Annotated in this window: 22 protein-coding genes and 1 riboswitch; of the genes, 18 read left to right on the plus strand and 4 right to left on the minus strand. The window is 38.4% G+C overall.

Annotated features, from left to right (window positions below; translation table 11 throughout):
• The first annotated feature begins 4 nt into the window (after positions 1–4).
• Positions 5–796 carry a GTP-sensing pleiotropic transcriptional regulator CodY gene (gene codY / locus FGQ66_RS10485; RefSeq protein ID WP_005878161.1) on the plus strand — a complete coding sequence of 264 codons (792 nt, stop codon included), beginning with the start codon at positions 5–7 and terminating at the stop codon, positions 794–796.
• A gap of 112 nt (positions 797–908) precedes the next feature.
• On the plus strand, positions 909–1784 hold the full coding sequence (locus FGQ66_RS10490) for an aldose 1-epimerase family protein (protein WP_138302370.1): 876 nt from the start codon (positions 909–911) through the stop codon (positions 1782–1784).
• Between the two features lie 235 nt (positions 1785–2019).
• On the opposite strand, the gene plsY is transcribed toward FGQ66_RS10490, so the two are convergent.
• Positions 2020–2658: a glycerol-3-phosphate 1-O-acyltransferase PlsY gene (gene plsY / locus FGQ66_RS10495; RefSeq protein ID WP_005878164.1), complete on the minus strand. Its 639-nt coding sequence runs from the start codon at positions 2656–2658 to the stop codon at positions 2020–2022.
• A 106-nt stretch (positions 2659–2764) separates the two neighbouring features.
• On the opposite strand from plsY, the gene FGQ66_RS10500 reads away from it, so the two are divergent.
• The 7 genes from FGQ66_RS10500 (at position 2765) to FGQ66_RS10530 (ending at position 13230) form a co-directional block, all read left to right on the plus strand.
• Positions 2765–3202: a CoA-binding protein gene (locus FGQ66_RS10500; RefSeq protein ID WP_138302371.1), complete on the plus strand. Its 438-nt coding sequence runs from the start codon at positions 2765–2767 to the stop codon at positions 3200–3202.
• Positions 3203–3384: 182 nt separating this feature from the next.
• Positions 3385–5415 carry a DNA topoisomerase IV subunit B gene (gene parE, locus FGQ66_RS10505; RefSeq protein WP_025479917.1) on the plus strand — a complete coding sequence of 677 codons (2031 nt, stop codon included), beginning with the start codon at positions 3385–3387 and terminating at the stop codon, positions 5413–5415.
• Between the two features lie 11 nt (positions 5416–5426).
• On the plus strand, positions 5427–7877 hold the full coding sequence (gene parC, locus FGQ66_RS10510; protein WP_138302372.1) for a DNA topoisomerase IV subunit A: 2451 nt from the start codon (positions 5427–5429) through the stop codon (positions 7875–7877).
• A 276-nt stretch (positions 7878–8153) separates the two neighbouring features.
• Entirely contained in the window at positions 8154–10385 is a 2232-nt protein-coding gene (gene pflB / locus FGQ66_RS10515; protein WP_005878172.1) for a formate C-acetyltransferase, read from the plus strand.
• A gap of 102 nt (positions 10386–10487) precedes the next feature.
• Complete coding sequence (gene pflA, locus FGQ66_RS10520) at positions 10488–11249, plus strand: pyruvate formate-lyase-activating protein (RefSeq protein WP_081134386.1); 762 nt, start codon at positions 10488–10490, stop codon at positions 11247–11249.
• 85 nt (positions 11250–11334) lie between these two features.
• Positions 11335–12261, plus strand: a complete 927-nt coding sequence (locus FGQ66_RS10525) for a manganese-dependent inorganic pyrophosphatase (RefSeq protein WP_081134385.1) — start codon at positions 11335–11337, stop codon at positions 12259–12261.
• Between the two features lie 102 nt (positions 12262–12363).
• Positions 12364–13230: a DUF1803 domain-containing protein gene (locus FGQ66_RS10530; RefSeq protein WP_138302373.1), complete on the plus strand. Its 867-nt coding sequence runs from the start codon at positions 12364–12366 to the stop codon at positions 13228–13230.
• 78 nt (positions 13231–13308) lie between these two features.
• Here the strand turns inward: FGQ66_RS10530 and FGQ66_RS10535 are convergent, their stop codons facing one another.
• Positions 13309–13947: a hypothetical protein gene (locus FGQ66_RS10535; protein WP_171024599.1), complete on the minus strand. Its 639-nt coding sequence runs from the start codon at positions 13945–13947 to the stop codon at positions 13309–13311.
• A 142-nt stretch (positions 13948–14089) separates the two neighbouring features.
• Positions 14090–14632 carry a DUF2179 domain-containing protein gene (locus FGQ66_RS10540; RefSeq protein WP_005878182.1) on the minus strand — a complete coding sequence of 181 codons (543 nt, stop codon included), beginning with the start codon at positions 14630–14632 and terminating at the stop codon, positions 14090–14092.
• 154 nt (positions 14633–14786) lie between these two features.
• Here FGQ66_RS10540 and FGQ66_RS10545 point away from each other — a divergent pair, with 154 nt between their 5' ends.
• The 4 genes from FGQ66_RS10545 to FGQ66_RS10560 all read left to right on the plus strand — a co-directional run bounded on the left by FGQ66_RS10545 (position 14787) and on the right by FGQ66_RS10560 (position 17892).
• The gene (locus FGQ66_RS10545) at positions 14787–15176 is read left to right on the plus strand and encodes a hypothetical protein (protein ID WP_025481341.1); all 390 of its coding nucleotides are present in this window, start codon (positions 14787–14789) and stop codon (positions 15174–15176) included.
• Positions 15177–15180: 4 nt separating this feature from the next.
• On the plus strand, positions 15181–15942 hold the full coding sequence (locus tag FGQ66_RS10550) for an alpha/beta fold hydrolase (RefSeq protein ID WP_138302374.1): 762 nt from the start codon (positions 15181–15183) through the stop codon (positions 15940–15942).
• A 192-nt stretch (positions 15943–16134) separates the two neighbouring features.
• On the plus strand, positions 16135–17082 hold the full coding sequence (locus tag FGQ66_RS10555) for a LacI family DNA-binding transcriptional regulator (RefSeq protein ID WP_005878189.1): 948 nt from the start codon (positions 16135–16137) through the stop codon (positions 17080–17082).
• Positions 17083–17178: 96 nt separating this feature from the next.
• Entirely contained in the window at positions 17179–17892 is a 714-nt protein-coding gene (locus FGQ66_RS10560) for a hypothetical protein (protein ID WP_138302375.1), read from the plus strand.
• A gap of 97 nt (positions 17893–17989) precedes the next feature.
• On the opposite strand, the gene FGQ66_RS10565 is transcribed toward FGQ66_RS10560, so the two are convergent.
• A complete protein-coding gene (locus FGQ66_RS10565) occupies positions 17990–18652 on the minus strand; it encodes a YitT family protein (RefSeq protein ID WP_005879433.1) in 663 nt (220 codons plus the stop codon).
• Between the two features lie 108 nt (positions 18653–18760).
• Here FGQ66_RS10565 and FGQ66_RS10570 point away from each other — a divergent pair, with 108 nt between their 5' ends.
• The 5 genes from FGQ66_RS10570 (at position 18761) to FGQ66_RS10590 (ending at position 24291) form a co-directional block, all read left to right on the plus strand.
• Positions 18761–19048 (plus strand): hypothetical protein, encoded by a 288-nt coding sequence (locus FGQ66_RS10570; protein ID WP_005879432.1) that lies wholly within the window; start codon positions 18761–18763, stop codon positions 19046–19048.
• 461 nt (positions 19049–19509) lie between these two features.
• Positions 19510–21048: an ABC transporter permease/substrate-binding protein gene (locus FGQ66_RS10575; RefSeq protein WP_138302376.1), complete on the plus strand. Its 1539-nt coding sequence runs from the start codon at positions 19510–19512 to the stop codon at positions 21046–21048.
• Entirely contained in the window at positions 21045–22010 is a 966-nt protein-coding gene (locus FGQ66_RS10580; protein ID WP_138302377.1) for an ABC transporter ATP-binding protein, read from the plus strand. The genes FGQ66_RS10575 and FGQ66_RS10580 overlap by 4 nt, the downstream gene beginning before the upstream one ends.
• Complete coding sequence (locus FGQ66_RS10585; protein ID WP_138302378.1) at positions 21997–23316, plus strand: dihydrolipoyl dehydrogenase family protein; 1320 nt, start codon at positions 21997–21999, stop codon at positions 23314–23316. Before FGQ66_RS10580 ends, FGQ66_RS10585 begins: the two co-directional genes overlap by 14 nt.
• Positions 23317–23363: 47 nt before the next feature.
• Positions 23364–23468, plus strand: a riboswitch (TPP riboswitch).
• Positions 23469–23547: 79 nt separating this feature from the next.
• Positions 23548–24291: an ABC transporter permease gene (locus tag FGQ66_RS10590; protein ID WP_138302379.1), complete on the plus strand. Its 744-nt coding sequence runs from the start codon at positions 23548–23550 to the stop codon at positions 24289–24291.
• The last annotated feature ends 15 nt before the right edge of the window (positions 24292–24306 follow it).

Here is a 24306-nt window from a genome sequence, read left to right on the forward strand (position 1 = left end):
GAAAATGACGGATTTATTGACAAAGACCCGCAAGATAAATAAACTCTTGCAACAAAAAAATACTTTTGATATGCAAGCAGATTTACCTTACGATAAGATGGCTGTTACTCTAGGTGCTATTTTAGATAGTAATGTATATATCATCGGTAGTGATGGTGTACTTTTAGGTTATAATGAACGTCACGATGTAAACAACGATCGTGTAAAAAGCATGTTTGTTGAAAAGCAATTTCCCGATTCTTATACAGACACTGTTGGTCAACTAAATAAAACAGAAGCGAATATTCCTATCACCAGTGAAATCACTGCTTTTCCTTTTGAAACCAGAGAAAAGTATCCTTTTGGTTTAACCACTGTTGTACCGATCTTTGGTGCAGGGGAACGTTTAGGGACGATCATTCTTGCGAAAATGGAACAAGCTTTCAATGATGATGATCTAGTATTGGCTGAATACGGAGCAACAGTAGTTGGGATGCAGATCTTGTATCAAAAATCTCGAAGTATCGAAGCCGACGTTCGCAGTGCGACTGCGGTCCAGATGGCGATCAATACGTTATCATACAGTGAATTAAAAGCGGTGCAGGCGATTTTTGATGCATTAGAGGGAGATGAAGGCCGTTTGACGGCTTCAAATATTGCTGACAAGATCGGCATCACTCGTTCAGTGATCGTGAATGCATTACGCAAATTAGAGTCAGCCGGTATCATTGAATCTCGTTCTCTGGGGATGAAGGGCACGTATCTAAAAGTTTTGAATTCTCGCTTTAAAGAAGAATTGACTAAGCACAGCTATTAACTGATTCAATCTAAAAAAGCAGTTCAACATTTATTCAAATAGAGGAAAAACTTATAGACCTGAGACACAGCTATCGTCTCAGGTTTTAGGATTTAATGATGGAGGAATTACTATGACTGTTATCATTCAAAATGATCAATTGATTGCTGAAATCGCTGAACATGGCGCAGAATTGATTAGTTTAAAATCAAAAGAATCAAATTTGGAATACATTTGGCAAGGTGATCCTGAATACTGGGGACGCCATGCGCCAGTATTATTTCCATTTGTCGGTCGCCTTAAAGATGACCAATATACTTATCAAGGGAAGACTTATTCGATGGGGCAACATGGCTTTGCTAGAGATATGGATTTTGAGGTCATTGAGCAAGGCGAGGAATTAGCTAGTTTTATGCTAAAAAGTACTCCTGAAACAAAGAAAAATTATCCATTTGATTTTGAACTCGTCATTTCTTATGAACTAGGTGGGGATGGGATCACTGTTCATTACCAAGTAGCGAATGTTGGAGAAGAAGAAATGTTCTTTTCGATTGGCGGGCATCCTGCCTTTAACGTTCCACTTGAAGAAGGATTGACTTTTGAAGATTTTTATCTTGCATTCTCACCAAGAAAATCTAGATTGCGTTTACCTCTAAATGGTCCGTATATCGATATGGATCAAAAAACATTGGGCCAGACAAATACGAATCTTGCATTGATGCGTGAATTATTCGATCAGGATGCGTTGGTCTTTGAGACAAAAGGGTTGAATGCTTATGCTATCAGAAGCGAAAAAACGAGTCATAGTGTGACTTTGAGCTATAAAGATATGCCTTACGTGGGTATTTGGTCTCCTTATCCCAAAGAAGCTCCGTTCGTATGTATCGAACCTTGGTGTGGGATCGCGGATACAGTGGACAGCACAGGTAAGCTGATGGAAAAAGCTGGAATCAATCAATTAGGGGCCCATGAAATCTTTAAAACAAAATATTCGATTACAGTAAAATAGAACAGAATTTCAAGAAATATGTTAAAAAACAATAAAAAAAAGCGTGGGACAAAAGTAAGAAACACTTTTGTCTCATTCTTTATAAACGAATAAACGGTGGGAACAGAAGCAACTCCTTCTTAAATAAGCCGAAATTCACAACAATTTGAACAGCAATTTTCGTGAATTTCTTCTTATTTCTCGGAGTTAAACACTTCTGTCCCAACTTCTTTTTGTCTCACTTGCTCTCTGCTTTTCAATTATTCTTTTTGCTGCTGTTCAAGCCAAAAGGGACTCTACTTTCAGTTTTATCTTTGATACGTTTGATATTGTCTTTGTGACGATAAAAAATAAAAGATGACACTAAGAAGGCAATGATCGTAAGCAACCAGTTAGGCTCAGGTAAAATGCTAGGGGCAATATAAGGCAAGAAGATCGTGGATAATGTGATCAACACTGCACTGATCATACTGCTCAAACTAACCATGCTTGTACAAAAAAGACTAACGATGAAAATAATACACGAATAAACGAAAAAGAGCGGATTGAATCCCAAAAGCATGCCGGCACTTGTAGCTACAGCTTTTCCGCCCTTGAATCCTGCAAATATCGGGAATGTGTGCCCTAAAATCGCACAAACACCAAACCAAAGCGGATTAATGCTCGTAACGTGGAAAATAAACGGCAGACAAGTTGCCAATGTTCCTTTCAGGATATCCATGAACAAAACAATGGTTCCTGCGGTTTTACCTAGTACTCTGAATGTATTCGTCGTGCCAGTATTGCCGCTGCCGTGTTGGCGAATATCTTTTTTAAAAAACAATTTGCCTACCCAAACGCCCGAAGGAATCGAACCTAAAAGGTATGCTACAATAAATAATAAGATCAATTTCATTTTTAACCCTCTTTCAAGTTGAAAACTAAGGTTTATTTTAGCATGAATAGTAAGCAGGAACAATCGGAAAAACTTGAAAGATCAGACGAAAGGAAGCGTAAAATAGATGGCATTTGAAAATCCAACGCAAGAAAGAATCTTTGATTATTTAAAAGAAGCGAAAACGATCGCGGTCATAGGCTTAAGTAATAAGGAAGAGCGTACAAGCTATAAAATTGCTCAGTTGCTCCAAGACAAGGGATATCGAATTTTACCAGTCAATCCTGTTTTAGCAGGACAGGAAGTCTTAGGAGAAAAAGTATTTGCACGTCTTTCAGATATAGATGAACCTATCGATATTGTCGATATTTTTCGTCGCAGTGAATTTTTACCAGGAATCGCCGAAGAGTTTTTACAGACGAATGCAAAAGTTTTTTGGGCGCAGTTAGGGATCCAAAATGAAGAAGCAGCGAACATACTCCAAAAAGCAAATCATGAAGATGTCGTGATGGACCGTTGTATCAAGATCGAGTGGAACAAAATGCAAGAACAGAACAATGGTTAGAAAAACTCAAAAGACAGAGAAATGCCAAAAGAGAAATGGCTCAAAAAGAGCATATGTGGGTAGGAAACGAGGTATTAAATAGTTTTTAATTCGCTTCTACCCTCTTTTTTTTCAGGAGCTTTTCTAGTATGATTATCGTGGTGCGGTTTTTACCGCAAAGTATTATTGAAGGAGCGTTTGCCTTGGCAAAAAAAGTAAAGAACGAATATAATGATGCGTCAATCCAGGTTCTTGAAGGATTAGAGGCAGTCAGAAAAAGACCAGGGATGTATATTGGGTCGACTGACAGCCGAGGCTTACATCATTTAGTCTATGAAATCGTCGATAATGCTGTAGATGAAGCATTATCAGGATATGGAAATGAAATTGGCGTAACGATACATGAAGACAATAGTATCACCGTCGTAGATAGCGGACGTGGAATGCCAGTAGGGATGCATGCGTCAGGTATCCCAACAGTCGAAGTGATTTTTACGGTATTGCATGCCGGCGGGAAGTTCGGCCAAGGAGGATATAAAACCTCTGGAGGACTTCATGGTGTAGGTGCCAGCGTTGTAAACGCATTGTCAAAATGGCTGGTTGTCACGATCGTACGTGATGGCATTGAATATCAACAAAAATTCAGTAATGGCGGAAAACCAAACGGCACACTGAAAAAAATCGGCAAAACTAAAAAAGCAAATGGCACGACCGTCCATTTCTTGCCAGATGATTCGATTTTTTCTACCACAAAATTTTCTTATGAAATATTATCAGAACGTTTGAGAGAATCAGCTTTCCTATTACGCGGCGTACGGATCACTCTCTCTGATTTACGTGGAGAAGAGCCAGTTAATGAAGTCTTTCATTATGAAGAAGGAATCAAAGAATTTGTCGATTATTTGAATGAAGAAAAAGATACATTGACACCAGTTGTTTATTTCTCTGGTGAAAAAGACGGAATCGAAGTGGAAGTAGCTTATCAATATAATGATGGCTATTCTGAAAATGTCTTGTCTTTCGTTAATAATGTTCGAACAAAAGATGGTGGTACCCACGAAGCAGGAATGAAAACTGCTATGACAAAAGCATACAATGAATATGCTAGAAAAGTGGGCTTGCTGAAGGAGAGAGACAAGAACCTTGAAGGTAGTGATTTTAGAGAAGGTCTCGCCGCTGTCCTTTCAATTCGCGTGCCAGAAAACCTGCTTCAATTCGAAGGACAAACAAAAGAAAAACTAGGGACACCAGTAGCACGGACCGTCGTAGATAACGTCATTGGTGAACAAATGGGCTTTTATTTACAAGAAAATAGTGAAATGAGTCAAATGCTTGTTCGAAAGGCTGTAAAAGCCAGAGAAGCGCGAGAAGCAGCACGAAAAGCGCGAGAAGAAAGCCGCAACGGCAAGAAGCGTAAAAAAGGGGAATCTCTCTTATCAGGGAAATTGACGCCTGCGCAATCCCGTAATCCCAAAAAGAATGAATTGTATTTAGTCGAAGGGGATTCAGCCGGTGGGTCAGCGAAACAAGGACGAGATCGCAAGTTCCAAGCTATTTTGCCACTTCGAGGAAAAGTTATCAATACCGAAAAAGCGAAGATGCAAGATATTTTAAAAAATGAAGAAATCAATACCATGATCTATACGATCGGTGCGGGTGTTGGTCCAGAATTTTCGATTGAAGATTGCAATTATGACAAGATCATCATCATGACCGATGCAGATACGGATGGTGCACATATCCAAGTATTGTTGTTAACTTTCTTCTATCGCTACATGAAACCTTTGATCGAAGCTGGGAAAGTCTACATTGCTCTACCGCCATTATACAAAGTATCTAAGGGACAAGGGAAAAAACAAGTAATCGAATATGCTTGGACGGATGATGAGCTTGCAGCAACGATCAAGAAGATCGGTAAAGGCTATATGCTTCAACGTTACAAAGGGCTTGGAGAAATGAATGCGGAACAATTATGGGAAACAACGATGGACCCAACATCACGTACGTTGATCCGCGTTCGGATCGATGACGCAGCCCAAGCAGAGCGTCGTGTCACCACGTTGATGGGAGATAAAGTCGAGCCACGTCGTAAATGGATCGAAACCCATGTCCAGTTTACTTTGGAAGAAGATGGAAGTATCCTTGATAAAAAAGAAGAAGTTGAGATCACACCATCTGTTTCAAACGAATTACTGGATGAAGAGAAACAAACAGATCAAATTGTTGTAGAATAGGAGGTCACCTGATGGAAAATCGTCAAGAAGTACAAGAGCTAACGCTAGAAGAAGTAATGGGTGACCGCTTTGGACGTTACTCAAAATATATTATCCAAGAAAGAGCGTTGCCTGATATTCGTGATGGATTGAAACCCGTTCAAAGACGGATTTTATTTGCCATGAATAAAGATGGTAATACTTTTGATAAAGGCTTTAGAAAATCTGCTAAATCTGTTGGGAACATCATGGGGAACTATCACCCTCATGGAGATAGCAGTATCTATGAAGCAATGGTTCGTATGAGTCAAGATTGGAAACTAAGAGAAGTCTTGATCGAGATGCACGGAAACAATGGGAGTATGGATGGAGATCCACCAGCTGCCATGCGTTATACAGAAGCCCGATTATCACAGTTGAGTGGTGAAATGCTGGCAGACATCGAAAAAAACACAGTGGATCTTGTCTGGAACTTTGATGATACAGAAAAAGAACCCACTGTTTTACCAGCCAGATACCCTAATCTGCTGGTCAATGGATCGACAGGGATTTCAGCAGGGTATGCAACAGAGATCCCCACACATAACTTAGCGGAAGTGATCGATGGAACGATCTACATGATCGACCATCCAAAAGCTAGTTTAGACAAGTTGATGGAATTTATCCCAGGACCAGATTTCCCAACTGGCGGAATCTTACAAGGGAAAGATGAAATCAAAAAAGCCTACGAAACTGGACGGGGCAAGGTCATACTTCGTTCAAAGACAAAAATCGAGGCCATCAAAGGGAACAAACAACAAATCGTGATCTCTGAGATCCCATATGAAGTAAATAAAGCAACGCTTGTCAAGAAAATGGATGAGATCCGTTTGAATAAAAAAATCGATGGAATCGCTGAGGTACGAGATGAAAGTGACCGAACAGGGTTACAAATCGTCGTAGAACTAAAAAAAGATGCAAATGCACCTGGAATCTTAAATTATTTATTCAAAAATACAGAACTGCAAATCAACTACAATTTCAATATGGTCGCTATCGATCATATGACACCTCATCAAGTCGGCTTGGAAGATATCTTGAGTAGTTATATCGACCATCGAAAACAGGTGATCACGAAGCGTAGTCAATTTGATTTGGAAAAGGCGCAAAAACGTCAGCACATCGTTGAAGGATTGATGAAAGCTTTATCGATCCTTGATGAAGTGATTGCGACGATCCGTGAAAGTAAAGATAAAAAAGATGCAAAGAAAAATTTAGTGGACGTTTTCCAATTTACTGAGGAACAGGCAGAAGCAATCGTGACACTGCAATTGTATCGTTTAACGAATACAGATATCACGGAGTTACGTGCAGAGTCAGAAAGCCTGATTGCTCAAATCACTGAATTGAATAAGATCTTGTCTGATGACAAAGAACTATTCTCTGTGATGAAAAAAGAACTTCGCGAAGTCAAGAAAAAGTACGCGAATGCTCGTATGACGAAGATCGAAGATGAAATCGAAGAAATCAAAATCGATACCAAAGTATTGGTGGCACAAGAAGACGTTGTTGTCAGTGTGACCAGAGAAGGCTACGTGAAACGAACTAGTCTACGTTCATATAGCGCCTCTAAACCTGAAGAAATCGGGATGAGAGAGGGCGATTACTTGCTATATTCCGGAGAACTGAATACATTGGATCATCTTCTCCTCGTCACGAACAAAGCTAATGTCATTTATCGTCCGGTCCATGAGTTGCCTGATTTGAAATGGAAGGATGCAGGGGAACATATCTCGCAAACGATTTTAAATCTTTCTGTAGATGAGTCGATTTTGGCAGTCTTTCCTTACAAAAAAATCGATCCGGAGAAAACATTTGTGTTCATCAGTAAACAAGGATGGATCAAACAAACGAGAATGACAGAATTCGAACCATGGCGTACGTACAAGAGCCGTCCGCTTAGCGGGATGAAGCTGAAGAGCGAAGACGATGAATTAGTCGCCGTTTACCTTGAAGACGGTCAGACAGCCTTAGATGTCTTTTTAGTCACACATCAGGGCATGGGACTACGTTATCCGCTCCAAGAAGTGCCAGTAGTTGGGACAAAAGCAGCTGGTGTCAAATCGATCAATCTTAAAGAAGAAGATACTGTGGTCAATGGACTCTTAGTGATTGCTGAAGGAGATACACCGATCGTGATCGTTACTCAGCGTGGAGCCGTTAAACGAATGTTAGCACAAGAAATCAGTCAAACCTCGCGTGCGAAGCGTGGTGTCACAGTTTTGCGTGAATTAAAGAAAAATCCGCATCGTATCATTTACATGTCGGAAGGCAAATCGAAAGAGATGACAGTGATCAACCAAAAAGGACAAGAGCTAGTCATTGATCCAACGGACTATCCGATTGGTGACAGAACATCCAATGGTTCCTTTGCAATGGATGAAAAAAGCGGTGGCGAAGTCATCAAAGTAATTGATTCACCAGAGATTTCGATTGACGAGTAAACTGTTATGGTATTTTTTGATAAGAGGGTTATCTGTACTAATACAGATAACCCTCTTATTTCATGTTTGTTAATAAAATATTAATAGATATTGTCAAAAATATGAAAGTGTTCACAATGGCTAAACACTGGTAAATCAACGTTGGTCCAATGTCTATACTAAAAAGCTTTTATTTTGTTAAATAAAAAACAAGAAAACCCTTGCAAAGGTCTGCTTCTGTGTTATACTAATCACGTAAAAACTGTTACATTAAACAGAAAATAGGAGGTCCATACAATGGAGCAATGGAATGGATTTAAAGGAACGAAATGGAAAGAAGGCGTGGATACACGCGATTTTATTCAAAATAACTACACGGAATACCGTGGGGATGACAGCTTCTTAGAAAAACCAACAGAAGCAACAGAAAAATTATGGGCAGAACTACAAAAATTAAATGATATCCAATTCGAACGTAACGGTGTTTACGATATGGATACAGAAATCGTATCAACGATCACTTCACATGACGCTGGCTACTTGGATAAAGACTTAGAAAAAGTTGTTGGTTTACAAACTGACAAACCATTGAAACAAGCATTCATGCCTTTTGGTGGAATCAACATGGCAAACAATGCACTAAAAAGTAATGGCTATACACCAAATGATGAATTGACACATATCTTTACTGATTGGAGAAAAACACATAACCAAGGTGTTTTCGATGCGTACACTGCTGAAATGCGTGCTGCACGTAAAAACAAGATCATCACTGGTTTACCAGATGCTTACGGCCGCGGACGTATCATTGGTGACTACCGTCGTATCGCTTTATATGGAATCGACTATTTGATGGAACAAAAGAAAAAAGATCATGATATGACTGGTTACCATACAATGAGTGAAGACGTGATTCGTCTTCGTGAAGAAATCACAGAACAATATCGTGCATTAGCTCAAATGAAAGAAATGGCTGCTAAATATGGCTATGATATTTCAAAACCAGCAGCAAATGCAAAAGAAGCTGTACAATGGTTGTACTTTGGTTATCTAGCTGCAATCAAATCACAAAATGGTGCTGCGATGTCTATCGGTCGTGTTTCTGCTTTCTTAGATATCTACATCCAACGTGACTTAGACAATGGTGTGATCACTGAACAAGAAGCACAAGAATTGATCGACCATTTAGTGATGAAACTTCGTATGGTAAAATTTGCTCGTACGCCAGAATATAACCAATTATTCTCAGGTTTCCCAATCTGGGCAACACTTTCCATTGCAGGTATGGGCTTAGATGGCCGTTCATTAGTAACGAAGAATGATTTCCGCCTATTGCATACATTGACAAACATGGGACCTTCTCCAGAACCAAACTTAACTGTTTTGTATTCAGAACATCTTCCAGAAGGATTTAGAACTTATGCAAGCAAGATCGCTATCGAAAGTTCTTCGATCCAATTTGAAAATGATAATCTATTACGTGAACAATGGGGTTCAGATGACTGCGCGATCGCATGTTGTGTATCTGCAACAGTTGTCGGTAAAGACATGCAGTTCTTCGGTGCCCGTGCAAACTTAGCGAAAGCTTTATTATATGCTATCAATGGTGGTGTAGATGAAGTTACAGGCGCACAAGTTGGACCAGAATATCGTCCGATTTCTTCTGAAACATTAGACTTTGAAGAAGTAAAACATAACTTCATGAATGTGATGGATTGGTTGGCTGAATTATATGTCAATACATTGAACATCATCCACTACATGCATGATAAATATTCTTATGAAGCAGCACAACTTGCATTGATGGATTCAGAATTGAAACGTACGTTTGCAACAGGTATCGCTGGTATCTCACATGCTGCTGACAGCTTGGCTGCAATCAAATATGCAAAAGTAAAACCAATCCGTAATGAAAAAGGAATCGCTGTAGACTTTGAAGTAGAAGGCGACTTCCCTAAATATGGTAATGACGATGATAATGCAGATAAATTAGCAGAATGGATCTTAGAATACTTCATGACACAGATCAAACGTCATAAAACTTACCGCAACTCTACACCAACAACATCATTGTTAACTATTACTTCAAATGTAGTGTACGGTAAAAATACAGGGAATACTCCGGATGGTCGTGAAGCTGGAAAACCTCTTGCACCAGGAGCAAACCCAAGTTATAATGCAGAACAAAATGGATTATTAGCAAGCTTGAACTCAACAGCTAAAATCAATTATGCATATGCTCGTGATGGTATCTCAAATACACAAACGATCAACCCAACTGGACTTGGTAAAGATGAAGATACAAGAATCGGTAATCTACGTAATGTATTAGATGGTTACTTCTCTAAAGGAGCTTACCATTTGAACGTGAATGTATTCAGTAATGATTTATTGCGCGATGCGATGGAAAATCCAATGAAATACCCTAACTTAACAATTCGTGTATCTGGCTATGCTGTTAAGTTCCGTGATTTGACAAGAGAACAACAACTAGACGTCTTGATGAGAACATCACACGACAGAATGTAATCAACTTGAGGGCAGGACGACTCATTGTCCTTGCCCTCATCTTTTAGCTTTGCTCAGAAGAATATTTTTATAAAATGAAATCAAAGAAAAGAAGTGATCCCTATGGTAGAAAAAACAATTGGCTATGTCCATTCGATTGAAACGTTTGGTTCAGTAGATGGCCCTGGAGTTAGATTTGTCGTTTTTATGCAAGGCTGTCGCATGCGCTGCGAGTTTTGCCACAATCCTGATACGTGGAATATCGGCGGAGGAAAAGAATATACGGCAGATGAGATTTTAGATCAAGCTGAACGTTATCGTTCTTATTGGGGCTCAGAAGGCGGTATCACCGTTAGTGGAGGAGAGCCGTTGTTACAGATCGATTTCTTGATCGAACTATTTCAAAAAGCAAAAAAACGCGGCATACACACCACACTAGATACATGTGGTAAACCTTTTACACGTGATGAACCTTTCTTTTCTCGTTTCCAAGAGTTGATGAAATATACTGATTTATTACTGTTTGATATCAAACATATCGATAATGAAGAACACAAAAAATTAACGCATTGGGGCAATGAAAATATTCTGGACATGGCTCAATATCTCTCTGAAACCGGCAAATCAGTCTGGATCAGACACGTGTTGGTCCCAGAGCGAAGTGACTATGATGAATATTTGATCCGCTTAGATGCATTTATCAAAACATTGACGAATGTAGCGAAAGTAGAGATCCTTCCTTATCACACGATGGGAAAATATAAATGGGAAACACTTGGCTTGAAATATCCTTTAGAAGGTATCGAACCACCAACAAAAGAGCGTGTTGAAAACGCCAAGCGCTTGCTTCATACCGAAGAATACAAAGGATATCTTACAAAATAGCGAGGGACGGAAAAGAAGATAAGTATTGCTTCTTTTCCGTTTTTTGCTATTATTAAATAGGAGAAATCACAAAGGAGCGAAAAAAATGTCAAAAATTTTAGTTTTTGGACACCAAAATCCGGATACAGATGCAATTGGAGCAGCGATTGCTTTCTCACATTTGCAAAATCAATTAGGTAAGGACACTGAAGCTGTGGCTTTAGGAGAACCTAGTGAAGAAACACAATATGCATTAGATTATTTCAAACTTGCTGCCCCTCGTGTCGTAGCTTCTGCGAAAGACGAAGCTGCACAAGTGATGCTTGTCGATCATAACGAATTCCAACAAAGTATTTCTGATATTGCCGATGTTGAGATCTTGTCAGTTGTCGATCATCATCGTATCGCTAATTTTGAAACAGCGAACCCACTTTACTATCGTGCAGAACCAGTCGGATGTACAAGTACGATCGTATTGAAGATGTACAAAGAAAATCAAGTGGCTATTCCGAAAGAGATCGCTGGGATCATGTTGTCTGCAATCATTTCAGATACACTGTTGTTCAAATCACCAACTTGCACACCAGAAGATGTAGCAGCAGCGAAAGAACTTGCTGAATTAGCCGAAGTTGAGTTAGAAGCTTATGGATTAGATATGCTAAAAGCTGGTACGAACTTAAGCGATAAAACAGCAGCAGTCCTTCTAGACTTAGATGCAAAAAGCTTCCCAATGGGTGAAGCAAATGTGCGGATCGCTCAAATCAATACCGTTGACCTAAACGAAGTCATGGATCGCCAAGCAGAGCTTGAACAAGCGATGGCTGAAGAGATGGCTAAGAATGGATATGATTTGTTTGTACTAGTTGTTACAAATATTTTAGATAGCGATTCTGAATTATTGGTAGCAGGAAATGCAATCGATAAAGTCGAAGAAGCTTTCCAAACAAAATTAACAAATAATCGGGCACTATTGAAAGGCGTTGTTTCTCGTAAGAAACAAGTTGTCCCTCAATTGACAGCGGCATTTAACTAAAAAATGATCAAATAGTGGCCAGTGAAAAGGTGGGATGAAAGTCAACGCGACGATTCTCCCGCCTTTTTTATTCAATGAGAAAACAACGAAGAAGGGAACTAAATGAACTATTTCTATTCAAATAGCAAGAAAAAAAAGCTAGGAAAAATAATCGAGCAACCTATTTTTTCGGAATTTGTGGCATATATGTATGAAAATCAACAGCACGAAATTATTTTAAGAGAACTAAAAACAAAATTTCCTCAGAAAAAATTCGAACATTTTTTAGATCAATTGATCGAAGAAAAATTGGTGCTCCGTGAAAATAGACGATACATGTTGAATTTTCCGATCTTCAACAATGAAAAAGACCTTACTGAAAGTCAAAACATCACAAATGAACTCCTGCCACAACTGCGGGAATTATCACAAGAAGAACAGAAATTAGCTATGGGGGAAGAGGTTTGGCGTTATTGTTTTGAAGGTGAAGAAGATTATTTTTATGGAACAACTGCGGATATTCTTCTTGTCAACAAAGTAAGTGCTGGAAATGAAGAGTATCAGTTTATTTCAGTGAACCATGAGAAGGAACTACCAGTCACCTTGGCAAATTATTTCTACATTCAGAAAGAACAACTACCAATGCCAAAGAATTTTACGGACTTAGCACATACTATCGGTGATGTGAACGAATCCTATTTCTTCGACCAGATCGAGGTCATCTTAGAACGAATCCAAAAACAAAAATACAAAAAACGCCGACCAAGCATCTTTTTTGATGCACTTGTTTTATCGGCTACTATAGAAACAAATGAAATCGAAGAAATACGATTACCAATCTTTCATCCAAGTGAAGAAAAAATCGTTTTCCCTGTTTTGGACACCAAGATCGTTCCAGCAGAACGGGCATATATAAAAAGAAAAGTATATGAATCTTTGATTGCAAAATTATCTTTGACTGACTACTCTTACATTTTAGAAAAACGATAAAAGAGGTCGAGACAAAAGTGTTTCTTACTTTTGTTCCACGCTCTAAATAAAAAAGGCTGAAGCAGAAGCAACTCCTTCTTATTTCTCGGAGTTGATGACTTCTGTTTCCGCCTCTTTTTTCACTTTCCACATCATCCACCCAAGACTCAACATGAATAACAAATCTAAAAAGTTGCCGGTGATTTGAATATTTTCTGGGTCAAAGGTTGGTGCTAACGCTAGAATAAAGAAAGAAAACATGCTATAACCAAAACAAAAAAGTGGGATGAACTGGATATAACGCGGTAACTTTAACTTTTTAAAAACCAATGAGAAAATAAAATAGGTGAAAATAGATAAGATGACGACTAATCCATTGATTATAAAAAAGAATAATGAGGACTGATCAAACGAATAAAAGAAAACACTGATCAAAGAAAGAACTTTCAATGCAGTGAAAACTCCGGCAGCCTCATTCATCGTCCCTGGCAATTGGTAAAATACATAAGCTTGAAAGTAAACAGAAAACAAAAAACCGCACAGCGATGAAAGAATCAATAGATAAGGGAATTCTTCTATCTGAGTAAGCTCAGAGTGGTTCGATAATAACCAACCAAACGCATTGCAGGGAGTGCTAGACGTCTTCAAACAAGCGTAGCTTAAAAATAGGATAGTAGTTAATAAAACAAAAGTAGAGCCTGTCAGTAAAAATCTGGTGGTTCTTTTTTTTATATTCATAAGTTCTCCTGAAAATAGATTGATATGAATATAATAACAAAATGATGAGTATATGTCGATGGGTTTTAATCAAAATGAAAAGAAACGACTAATAGGAACAGACTAATTTCATTTTATTTCTTTTGATCGTTGAAAGAAACGCTCAATGTGATTGACGTTTACGTACTTTTTTCGTCCAGAATCCACCAGAAATGTATTTTGGTTCATAAGAGATGATAAATGCTCGTGCTTCGATTTCTTTTATCAAATGATAAAGTTCTCTTTCATTTTTTCTAGGAGAAAGAATTTCTAGTACAACACGTTCTCCTTCAAGACCCATAGCAGAACTTTGAGTAACGCCATACCCGTGTTGTCGCAAGATGAGTGGCAGATGTTGTTCTACTGTACTGCTAGTTGGCAAGATCGTAGTGACCATGATATAACCTAGTGCTAACTTGTCTTCGATCAAGATGCCAACGCTGATCCCAACAGCATAGCCTAGGGCATAGACAAACAGATTCAAAGGATTGTCTAGACGGTCTAACACAAGAGATAACCCGAGAATATAAATCGTGATCTCGACCATGCTGACTAACGGGGCAATCAGACGGTACCCCTTCATTGTTAACATAAAGCGTAGCGTATTAAGTGTGATATAAGCAAAATTAATAAAAAAAATCATCAGTAACATACGTGTATCGACCATAATAATCTCCCTTCAGTTCGTTCTAAAGTCCATATTATCCTAAAAATTATAGAAAAAATTAAAAAATGAGTTTTAAAATGCACAAAAAATGATAAAATGATTATAATAGAATTATAGAAAAATATAATACAGGTACAGGAAGATGGTGATAGAAATGAAAACAATCAATCGAATAATCAGTATAACTCATATAGCTAGTATTGTCGCTTGTGTATATCTCGGTGTATATTCCATACAACAACCGATCGAAACAAACGATCTACTATTCCAAATATCGTTGACTGATGGATTGATTTTAAGCATTTTTTTGTTTGCAACCATATTTATCGGAAATATTTTCGGAAGTATTGCAAGTTTCTTGAATTTCTCGATTTATCCTCTTCTTTCTTTAGGATTAGGTGTGACAGGAATTTGTGCACTTCTTTTATTTTCTAAATCTTTTAATTTATTTTTAATTTTATTTGGTATAATCAGTTTATTCCAAATTGTAGTTAGTATCTGGCTATTATTTCGGTATGTGACACTTATGAAGATAGGGGAGTAATCACTTGAGTCCACTCATATTGAAACGAACAGTAAAAAATATTCCACTTCTAGAGGTCGTATTGGAAGAGTTAAGAGATGAAAAGATTCCGATAGTCATCTATTATCATGGTTGGCAAACCAGTAAAGAACTTGTATTGACACAAGGAAGAAAATTTGCCAAGAAGGGCATTCGTGTTTTATTACCGGATGCGATGAACCACGGTGAACGAAAACAGCCAGTGTCTTCTGTCCCATCCTATACTTTTTGGAGTAGTATTTATGGGAATTTATTCGAATTTAGTACATTGATCGAACATTTAGATAAAAGAGGAGTACTCCACGAAAAGGTAGCGGTAGGTGGTGTATCGATGGGCGGGATGACCACTTGTGCCTTGTTGACTCGACATCCACGTTTAGTTGGCGGTATCTGTTTGATGGGGTCACCAGCACCGATTCAATATGGAAAAGAAATCCAAAAAAGAGCAAATGAATACCATTATAAATTGCCCGCAGATTACTTTGATTTGATTTCTTGGGTCGAAAAATACGACTTGTCCTTACATCCAGAAAAATTAGGTGGACGCCCATTGTATTTTTGGCATGGTGAAAAAGATGAAAAGATCCCATTTGCACATACGAAAGAATTCGTTGATGAAAACCGAGATACAGCTTTTGGTGAGAAAATCGTTTTTCGTTCTTCTATAACCGAACGACATATGGTGAAGGTACCTTTGATGGAAGAAGCTGCTGATTTTCTAGCTAAGATGATGGATAAAATAGAATGAGGATGCAACAGTTTTATCTATAAAAGAATAGCACAAATAAATCGAAATGCCATTTCTTGGTCTAGATATGGATTTCGGTTTATTTGTTTGATCTAAGTTGCTGTATTTTTGATTTTTTGCATAATTACGGGTGGAAATTTGCTATACTATTCTTAATGAATAAAACGTTTTTACCATGGAGAGGAGTTTTTTATGCCGACTTTAGCCGATGTTGCCAAAAAGGCCAATGTTTCCAAAATGACTGTTTCCAGAGTGATCAATCATCCTGAACAAGTAACAGACGAATTGAAAGAGTTGGTTTTTTCTGCAATGGCAGAACTAGATTATCGCCCGAATATAGCTGCTAAAGCACTTGTTTCAAATCGTTCCCAAATAATCAAATTATTCATCTTGGAAGAGATCGATACCACCGAACCTTACTATATGAATTTGCTGATGGGAATCGCAAAATGTATCGGAAAAGCCCATTACTCTTTACAATTAGTGACAAACGATGCCTTCGATGTGGGTTCCTGTGACGGCTATATCATTACTGGTGTTAGAGAGAAAGATTTTGATTGGATCGATCGTTTGGAAAAGCCTGTGGTATTGTTTGGCGAAAATCGTTTTGGGTACGACTATGTAGATAGTGACAACCATTATGGAACGGCAAAAGCTACACAATATGCGTTAGATAACGGTTATCAGACGATCGTTTATATTGGTATCGATGAAGATGAGCCTTTTGAGTTATCTAGAGAGAAGGGCTATCTTTCCATAATGAAGGATCAAGATCTTCCATCTAAGATTTTACGGTTTCCGAATCATTCAACGATGGCTGAAAATTATTTGACAGAAAATTGGCAGGATTTTCAAGAAAAAACTTGTTTCATCTGTAGTTCTGATCGACTAGCCCTAGGTATCGTCAGAGGGATCACCAAAGAAAAAGGGCGAATACCAGATGATTTCGGCGTGATTGGCTTTGATGGTGTATTTCTTGATCAAATCAGTTCACCGAAATTGACTACAGTGAAGCAAGACATTGTTCGAATGGGAGAAGTATGTGGTGAAATGTTGCTGAAAAAAATCGCTGAAAAAGGTGAGAGTCAAGGATATCGTCGCTTTTTCCCTGAGTTGATATTAAGAGAAACCACTCGCTGAATGAGAAAGTAGTGGATTTTAGACGAGGTTACTATTGAAAACACCAAATTTATGCTATTATTTAGAAAAGCTCCATTGATGAGAAGGATGGTTTAAATGAAAGAAATTAGACGAAAGCATTTTCGTTTTCCCGCCTACGATGATGTAACAGGTGTAAAGCTACCGAAAAAAGAAAAACGTGTCTTGTTTGATGGACATGATGAGTTATTGACAGAAATAACAAAGCAACCAATGTTTGAACCAATGCAAGAATTCCATTTTGCAGAGGATAGTGAAAAAGAACAACGCAAACGGCGCAAAGTAGGTCATTCCAAGAAAACAACTGTCGTCAAAGAAGATTTAGAAAAATACAAAGAACATCTGCCTGATTACACAGGACACAAAGAAGTGGGAAAAACGTTACCGAAGACCCAAAACCGGTCATTTTCAACGACTAGATCTTCGAATGAAGGACGTACGCAAAGGACAACGGAGACGCATAGAACGAGAAGAGAACGTTCTTATTTTGTGCCAAAATATGTGCCAGCGTCGATTATTTCCGAACCGAAAGAGCAGACGATTCCGGATAGCGAATTGATCCAATCAATGAAAAAAACGGAAGATTCTTATTTATTATTTGATAATGAACAAGTACCTTATCAAGAAAAAAAAGTAGATGAACCTTCTGTCAAACCTTTCCATAAGGCAGAAAAGAGCACGTCAGAACAAAGTAAAAAAGAGCGTAGCCACGGTATTTTGGAACGATCTTTACAAGGATTGATCGAAGACCAAGGGAATTCGTTAGGTGAAAACAGTTATTTCAAAAAATAAAAGAGGCCGAGACAAAAGTCGTTTAGGTTTGAGAAATTGAAAAAAAACGAACAATACGTTTTTTGTATTGCTCGTTTTTTTTTTTTTTTTTTGAAAATCAGTCAAATTGTTCGGCAGAATCCAATCCTTCAAATGGTTCAGAGGATGTTCTCTTGAAAGATTTGAATGAAAGTGGGATCTCCAGATACTTCACTTTGTTCAAAGTGTATGAGAGGATCGAGCAGCTGATCAATGTATAGAAGAAATGCCGTAGGTCCAAATAGAGCAAGGAAACGACTAAGATACTAAAAGTGATCAAAAATAAACTTTTTCCGATTTTTATCTGAAAATATTTTTCAAACGCTTGGTAGAGGATGTCTGTTCCGCCAGTACTTCCACCAAAGCGAAAAACAAGCCCACAACCAATCCCAGAAAGGAGCCCAGTCATCAGACTATTCACCAAAAGATTCTGCACCGCAAAATGTATATGAAGACTTTCCCATGTACGCAAAAAGAAAACCAAAGCAAAAGTACCAACAATTGTCCGTAAAAATGCTTGCTTTCCAAAAATGAACAATGAGAAAAGTAATAAAGGTAAATTGATCAACAAGGAAGTGATAGATGGAGCAAAGCCAAATAAATTATTTAATAAAAGTGCGATACCGGTAACGCCGCCATCTGCTAACTTTGATGGGATATTGATCCCAGTCACGGCTAAGCTGTAAAGTGCAGCCCCCAGAGTAATACCAACTAGATCAATCAATAAATTGTTTTTTTTCATGTCTAACCTCTTTCCTTTTGAAAATTTTCAGCAACTTCTTTATTATACTGATAGATACTTATTCTTCAATAGGAAAAATAAAAAAATAGTCAGAAAAGGGGAAAAAAGATGCGTGCTGCAGATTTGTTGACAGTTTTGTCAAATCCACCTACAAAAAAACCTTACGAAAGCATCGAATTAACAGCCGACAGTCGATCCTATCCTTTGACCGGTGTCGAAATAACTGAAACTGGCCAATGCAATTTTTTATTTACACAAGGGCAAAAACAACTTCCGATGAAAGAACTATTGGTTTTTTTGATGAAAAATCGTGAGAAAGAAATCTTTTATCAAAAAGATAAAGAAAAATTACCTTTATATGGAATAAAAGAGAAGGATCAACAGTTGATCATTTAACAAAATATTTTTATTTTATTTAGGAAATAAGGGGAAAAGTACAACGTTTATGATCTCAAAACAACTGATTGTTACATTTTTAGTAAAAATAGTTGGTTTTCCAGTATAATAATCGTTGAACAAGCCAGTAAAAAAAATCTCCCCCACGAGGTCCAATATTTACTGGCTGTTTTAATTTATATTCGATAATCGCGCACTTTATGTCTTAGAACATAAGGTGTGTATTTTTTTTGCCTTTCTCCAAACAACTATCTTCAAAGAAAGAATATGAGGAAGTCGGAAGAAATTTTGAAGAGGTACGGATCAATGTATACTTTTTGTACCAGATTCTCTTCCCATAAATGAGAATGTTTGAGGAAAGCAGAAAGTATTTATCCGTACTGTTTTTGTACGAGGTCAATTTAGTTGGGGAATTGTTGTTCGTTGTTTATACTTGAATTATAGCTAGAAAGGAAGGTCTTATGAATAATTTTATACAAACGCTCAATGAGCGAAAAGGTGAGTTACTGACAGCTACCTTTCAACATTTATCCATATCACTGATTGCGTTGTTGATTGCGATCTTGATCGCGATACCAATTGCAATTTGGTCAGTCAACCATAAAAAAATGGCTGAAGTACTACTACAAACGACAAGTGTTCTTCAAACTATACCTTCACTGGCGTTATTGGGGTTGTTGATTCCATTTGTCGGGATCGGTACTTTGCCAGCATTGATCGCTTTGGTCATCTATGCGCTATTACCGATTTTTCAAAGTACGTATATTGGTCTGAGTGAGATCGATCCGTCAATTGAAGAGGCAGCTCGCGCATTCGGTATGTCTAGAATGAGGCGGCTGATCAAAGTAGAACTTCCTATTGCGCTTCCTGTCATTATTTCAGGTATTCGAACAGCTTTAGTGTTGATCATTGGTACGGCTACATTAGCAGCTTTGATTGGGGCTGGTGGTTTAGGAACATTCATTTTATTAGGGATCGACCGTAATATACCTGTCTTGACGTTGATTGGTGCAATCAGTTCAGCGTTACTAGCCATTGTCTTTAGTAGTTTGATCCGACTGCTGCAACATTTAAAGCCTAGATACACAGTGATTACATTGATCGTTATCCTGTTAGGAATCGGTGGTGCTTCATTGGCTCAAAGTGAGATATTCAAGGAAGAAAAGATCACTATTGCTGGTAAACTTGGAGCGGAGCCAGATATATTGATCGAGATGTATAAGGAACTGATTGAGGAAGAAACAGATACTAAAGTTGAACTGAAACCTAATTTTGGTAAAACAAGCTTCTTGTTCAGTGCTTTGGAGAATCAACAAATCGATATTTATCCTGAATTCACAGGAACTGTTTTGGAAAGTTTAGTAAAGGTTCCTGAAAGTTTAAAAAATAAAAAATTAAATGAAGAAGAAACCTATGAGCAAGCAAATACTTTATTGAATGAACAATTCAAGATGCGTTTGTTGCAACCGATGGCTTACCAGAATACGTATGCACTAGCGGTTAAAGCCAGCTTTGCACAGGAAAATGGACTAAAAACGATTTCTGACTTGAAGAAAATAGAAAATCAGATCAAAGCAGGATTTACTCTAGAATTTATTGATCGATCAGATGGTTATAAAGGCATTCAAGAAACATACGGATTGGATTTTCCAAGTGTACAGAGTATGGAACCTAGTCTAAGATACCAAGCAATCAATAATGGTGATGTGAACATCGTGGATGGCTATTCGACTGATAGTGAATTGAAGCAATATGGGTTAGTCACCTTAGAAGATGATCTAGGACTGTTTCCAGCTTATCAAGGGGCACCTTTGATGACAACTGAATTTGCCGATACACATCCGAGGATCGTTAAAGCACTAGAGAAACTTTCAAACAAAATCACTGAAGAACAGATGATCGACATGAACTACCAAGTAAATGTGGAGAAAAAACAACCTGCAGAAGTCGCTCATGCATTCTTGATAGAAGAGGGACTACTGAAGGAGGAAAGCAAATGACCAAGATGATTGAATTTAATAAAGTCCAAAAAAAATATGGGGACAAATACGCAATTAAAGAATTAGATCTAGCCATCGAAGAAGGAGAAATCTTTGTGCTAGTGGGCCCTTCTGGTAGTGGAAAAACGACTTCATTGAAGATGATCAATGGTCTTTCTCAGCCTACTTCAGGTGAAGTCTCTTTCAAAGGGAAAGCATTGAAAGACTATGATCTGCAAAAAATGAGATGGAATATGGGGTACGTACTGCAGCAAATTGCACTGTTCCCGAATATGACGGTCAAACAAAACATTGAAGTCATTCCAGAAATGCTAGGTTGGGAAAAAACGAAAAGGGAACAGACGGCAGATCGTTTGTTAGAAAAAGTTGGACTTGACCCCACTAGCTATAGAAACAGGATGCCTCAGGAATTATCAGGGGGAGAACAACAGAGAATCGGGATCATTCGAGCATTAGCAGCAAATCCAGAGGTGCTTTTGATGGATGAACCATTTAGTGCGCTAGATCCTTTGTCACGGGCCTCTTTACAGGATCTGGTATTGTCTTTGCATCAGGATCTAGGAACGACGATCGTCTTCGTTACGCATAATATGGATGAAGCAATCAAACTAGGAACAAGGATAGCGGTAATGAAGGATGGAGAGTTGATCCAATGCGAGACACCGGAACAACTATTGACCAATCCGAAGAACGAGTTTGTGCGCAGCTTTTTTGATGATTCTCTTTCTCAAAAAGAACAAACTGTAAAAGAGATCCTCTTGGCCAAGAATTACACAAAAGGAATCAGCGAAAAAGATCGTCCTGTGGTTCAATTCAATACACCATTGAATGAAGTTTTTACATTGCTGGTTAACCATGAATCTGTAAATATTCAGGAAAATGAACGTATTTCTGGTGAAATCACGAGAGGAGATATGTTTGCTTTTCTAAGTAGAAAGGAAGAAGACAATGAAAAAGTATGATGCGGTCGTCATCGGTTCAGGAGTTGCTGGGTTAAGTGCTGCGTATGGGTTGAAAGCGGCAGAAAAACAGGTGCTTGTCGTGGAAGAAAACCTTTGGGGCGGAACTTGCCCAAATAGAGGATGTGACCCGAAGAAAATTCTATTAAATGGTGTTGAAGCAAGAAAAAGAATCGAACAACTCATTGGTAAAGGTTTCTCGGATGTACCTCCTGTTGATTGGGCAGAATTGCAAGCATTCAAACGAACATTCACAGATCCTGTTTCTAAAAATCGCCAAGAAGAACTAGCGGCTGCAAAAATCGATCATTTATCTGGTACTGCCCAGTTTATCGATCCACAAACGATCAAAGTGGGAGAAGAAACCATCACTGCTGAGCATTATGTCCTTGCGACTGGGCAGCGACCAGCTATTTTACCTATTGAAGGAAAAGAATTTCTGCAAACTAGTACGGACTTTTTAGCGTTGGAAAAATTGCCAAAAGAGATTATTTTTATCGGTGCAGGTTATATTGCATTTGAATTAGCAATGATTGCTCATGCTGCTGGAAGCAAAGTAACGATCGTTCATCATAATCAGCAACCTTTAAAAGGATTTGAAGAAGAGTTGGTCAACAGTTTAGTTGAGCAAATGCAAAAGGCAGGGATCACTTTCATTTTTGACTTTGAGTCACAGCGTGTCATTCAAGAAGCATCTACGTATCGTCTTGTTTCAAAAGACAAAGAGTTACAGGCAGATGCAATTTTCGTTGCGACTGGTAGAAGACCGAATATTGAACATCTGCAACTTGAGCAGGCAGGTGTACACACAGTGAAGCAAGGAATTGTCGTCAATGAGTATTTACAGACAAGTAATCCGAATATCTTTGCATGTGGGGATATTATCGCAAAAAATGAACCCAAACTAACTCCTGTTGCGACGTTTGAAGGGACATATGTTGCTGATTATTTAACGGGGAAAACAGCACCTATCCACTATCCGGTAATCCCAACGATCGTTTACAGTAGTCCGAAGGTGGCACAGGTCGGACGAACAAAAAAACAGGCAACTGAAAAAGACCAAGTGACCGATGTATCAATGATAGATTGGTTCACCTACCGTCGAGTAAACGAACCTCTAGCGAAGGCTCAACTTACCTATGATGCGAATGATTTTTTAGTTGGTGCTGCTGTTATCAGCGAACAAGCAGATGATTTGATCAATGATCTAACTCTATTGATCAATCAAAAAGTAAAAAAAGCAGAGCTAGATCAATGGATTCTGGGATATCCAACTTTAGCTAGTGATCTTTCCTATTTGCTGAAGTAAAGTACCTTGTTACTAAAAATAAGTTGTGTTACACTAAACGAAAATAAAGATTGTTTCTGGGGATGTCGTCGACGACATGAGAGTAAGTTGTGAACTTAGACCCATCGAACCTGTCAGTTAACACTGGTGAAGGGAGAAACGTAGTAAACGCTTGAAGTTGGGCTTTCTATGTTGCGCCCGATTTCAGGCGTTTTTGATGTGCCCTTGAAACATGTGAAAAGGAGGGGAGAAATGAAGAAAAAAATTTATCCAGTCGTAAGCATTATTTTCTTACTAGCCCTTTGGCAACTACTAGTAACGATTTTTCACACGCCTGCATTTATTTTACCAAGCCCGCTAAATGTCCTCTCAGCACTGTTCGCAGATGGGGCTACGCTCGTTTATCATTCTCTCGTAACGTTAGAAGAAGCCGTCATCGGTTTGGTCATTGCGGCCTTACTTTCTTTTGTGACAGCTATTGCTATGGACCACTGGCAAATTTTTAAAAATTCGTTGTATCCACTTTTAGTCGTCTCACAAACATTACCGATCATGGTCCTTGGACCGCTTTTGGCGTTATGGTTCGGGTTTGGGCTGTTTCCTAAAGTGATTTTAGTTATTTTGATGAGCTACTTTCCTATTGTGGTTGCTTTTGCCGATGGGTTAAGTAAAGTTTCAAGTGAACAGATCAGCTTTTTTAAAACAATGGGAGCGAATGAATGGCAGCTGTATCGGATCATCAAGATTCCGCAAGGATCAAATGATTTCTTTTCGGGATTGAAAGTAGCTGCGACCTATTGTGTAAGTGGCGCGATCGTTGGAGAGTGGCTAAGTGCGCAAGCGGGTCTAGGGTATTATATGATTCGTGTAAAAAATAGTTATCAAATCGATAAGGTGTTTGCAGCGATTTTTTGTGTGATCATCCTAAGTCTATTGTTAAATATGCTCACTGTACTGTTAAAAAAAGGATATTACTATATCTTATATCGTTCATAAAGAGGCTGGGACAGA

It is taken from the genome of Enterococcus sp. BSD2780061688st2 D3, from assembly GCF_005844145.1.
GTDB classification, from domain to species: domain Bacteria; phylum Bacillota; class Bacilli; order Lactobacillales; family Enterococcaceae; genus Enterococcus_B; species Enterococcus_B durans.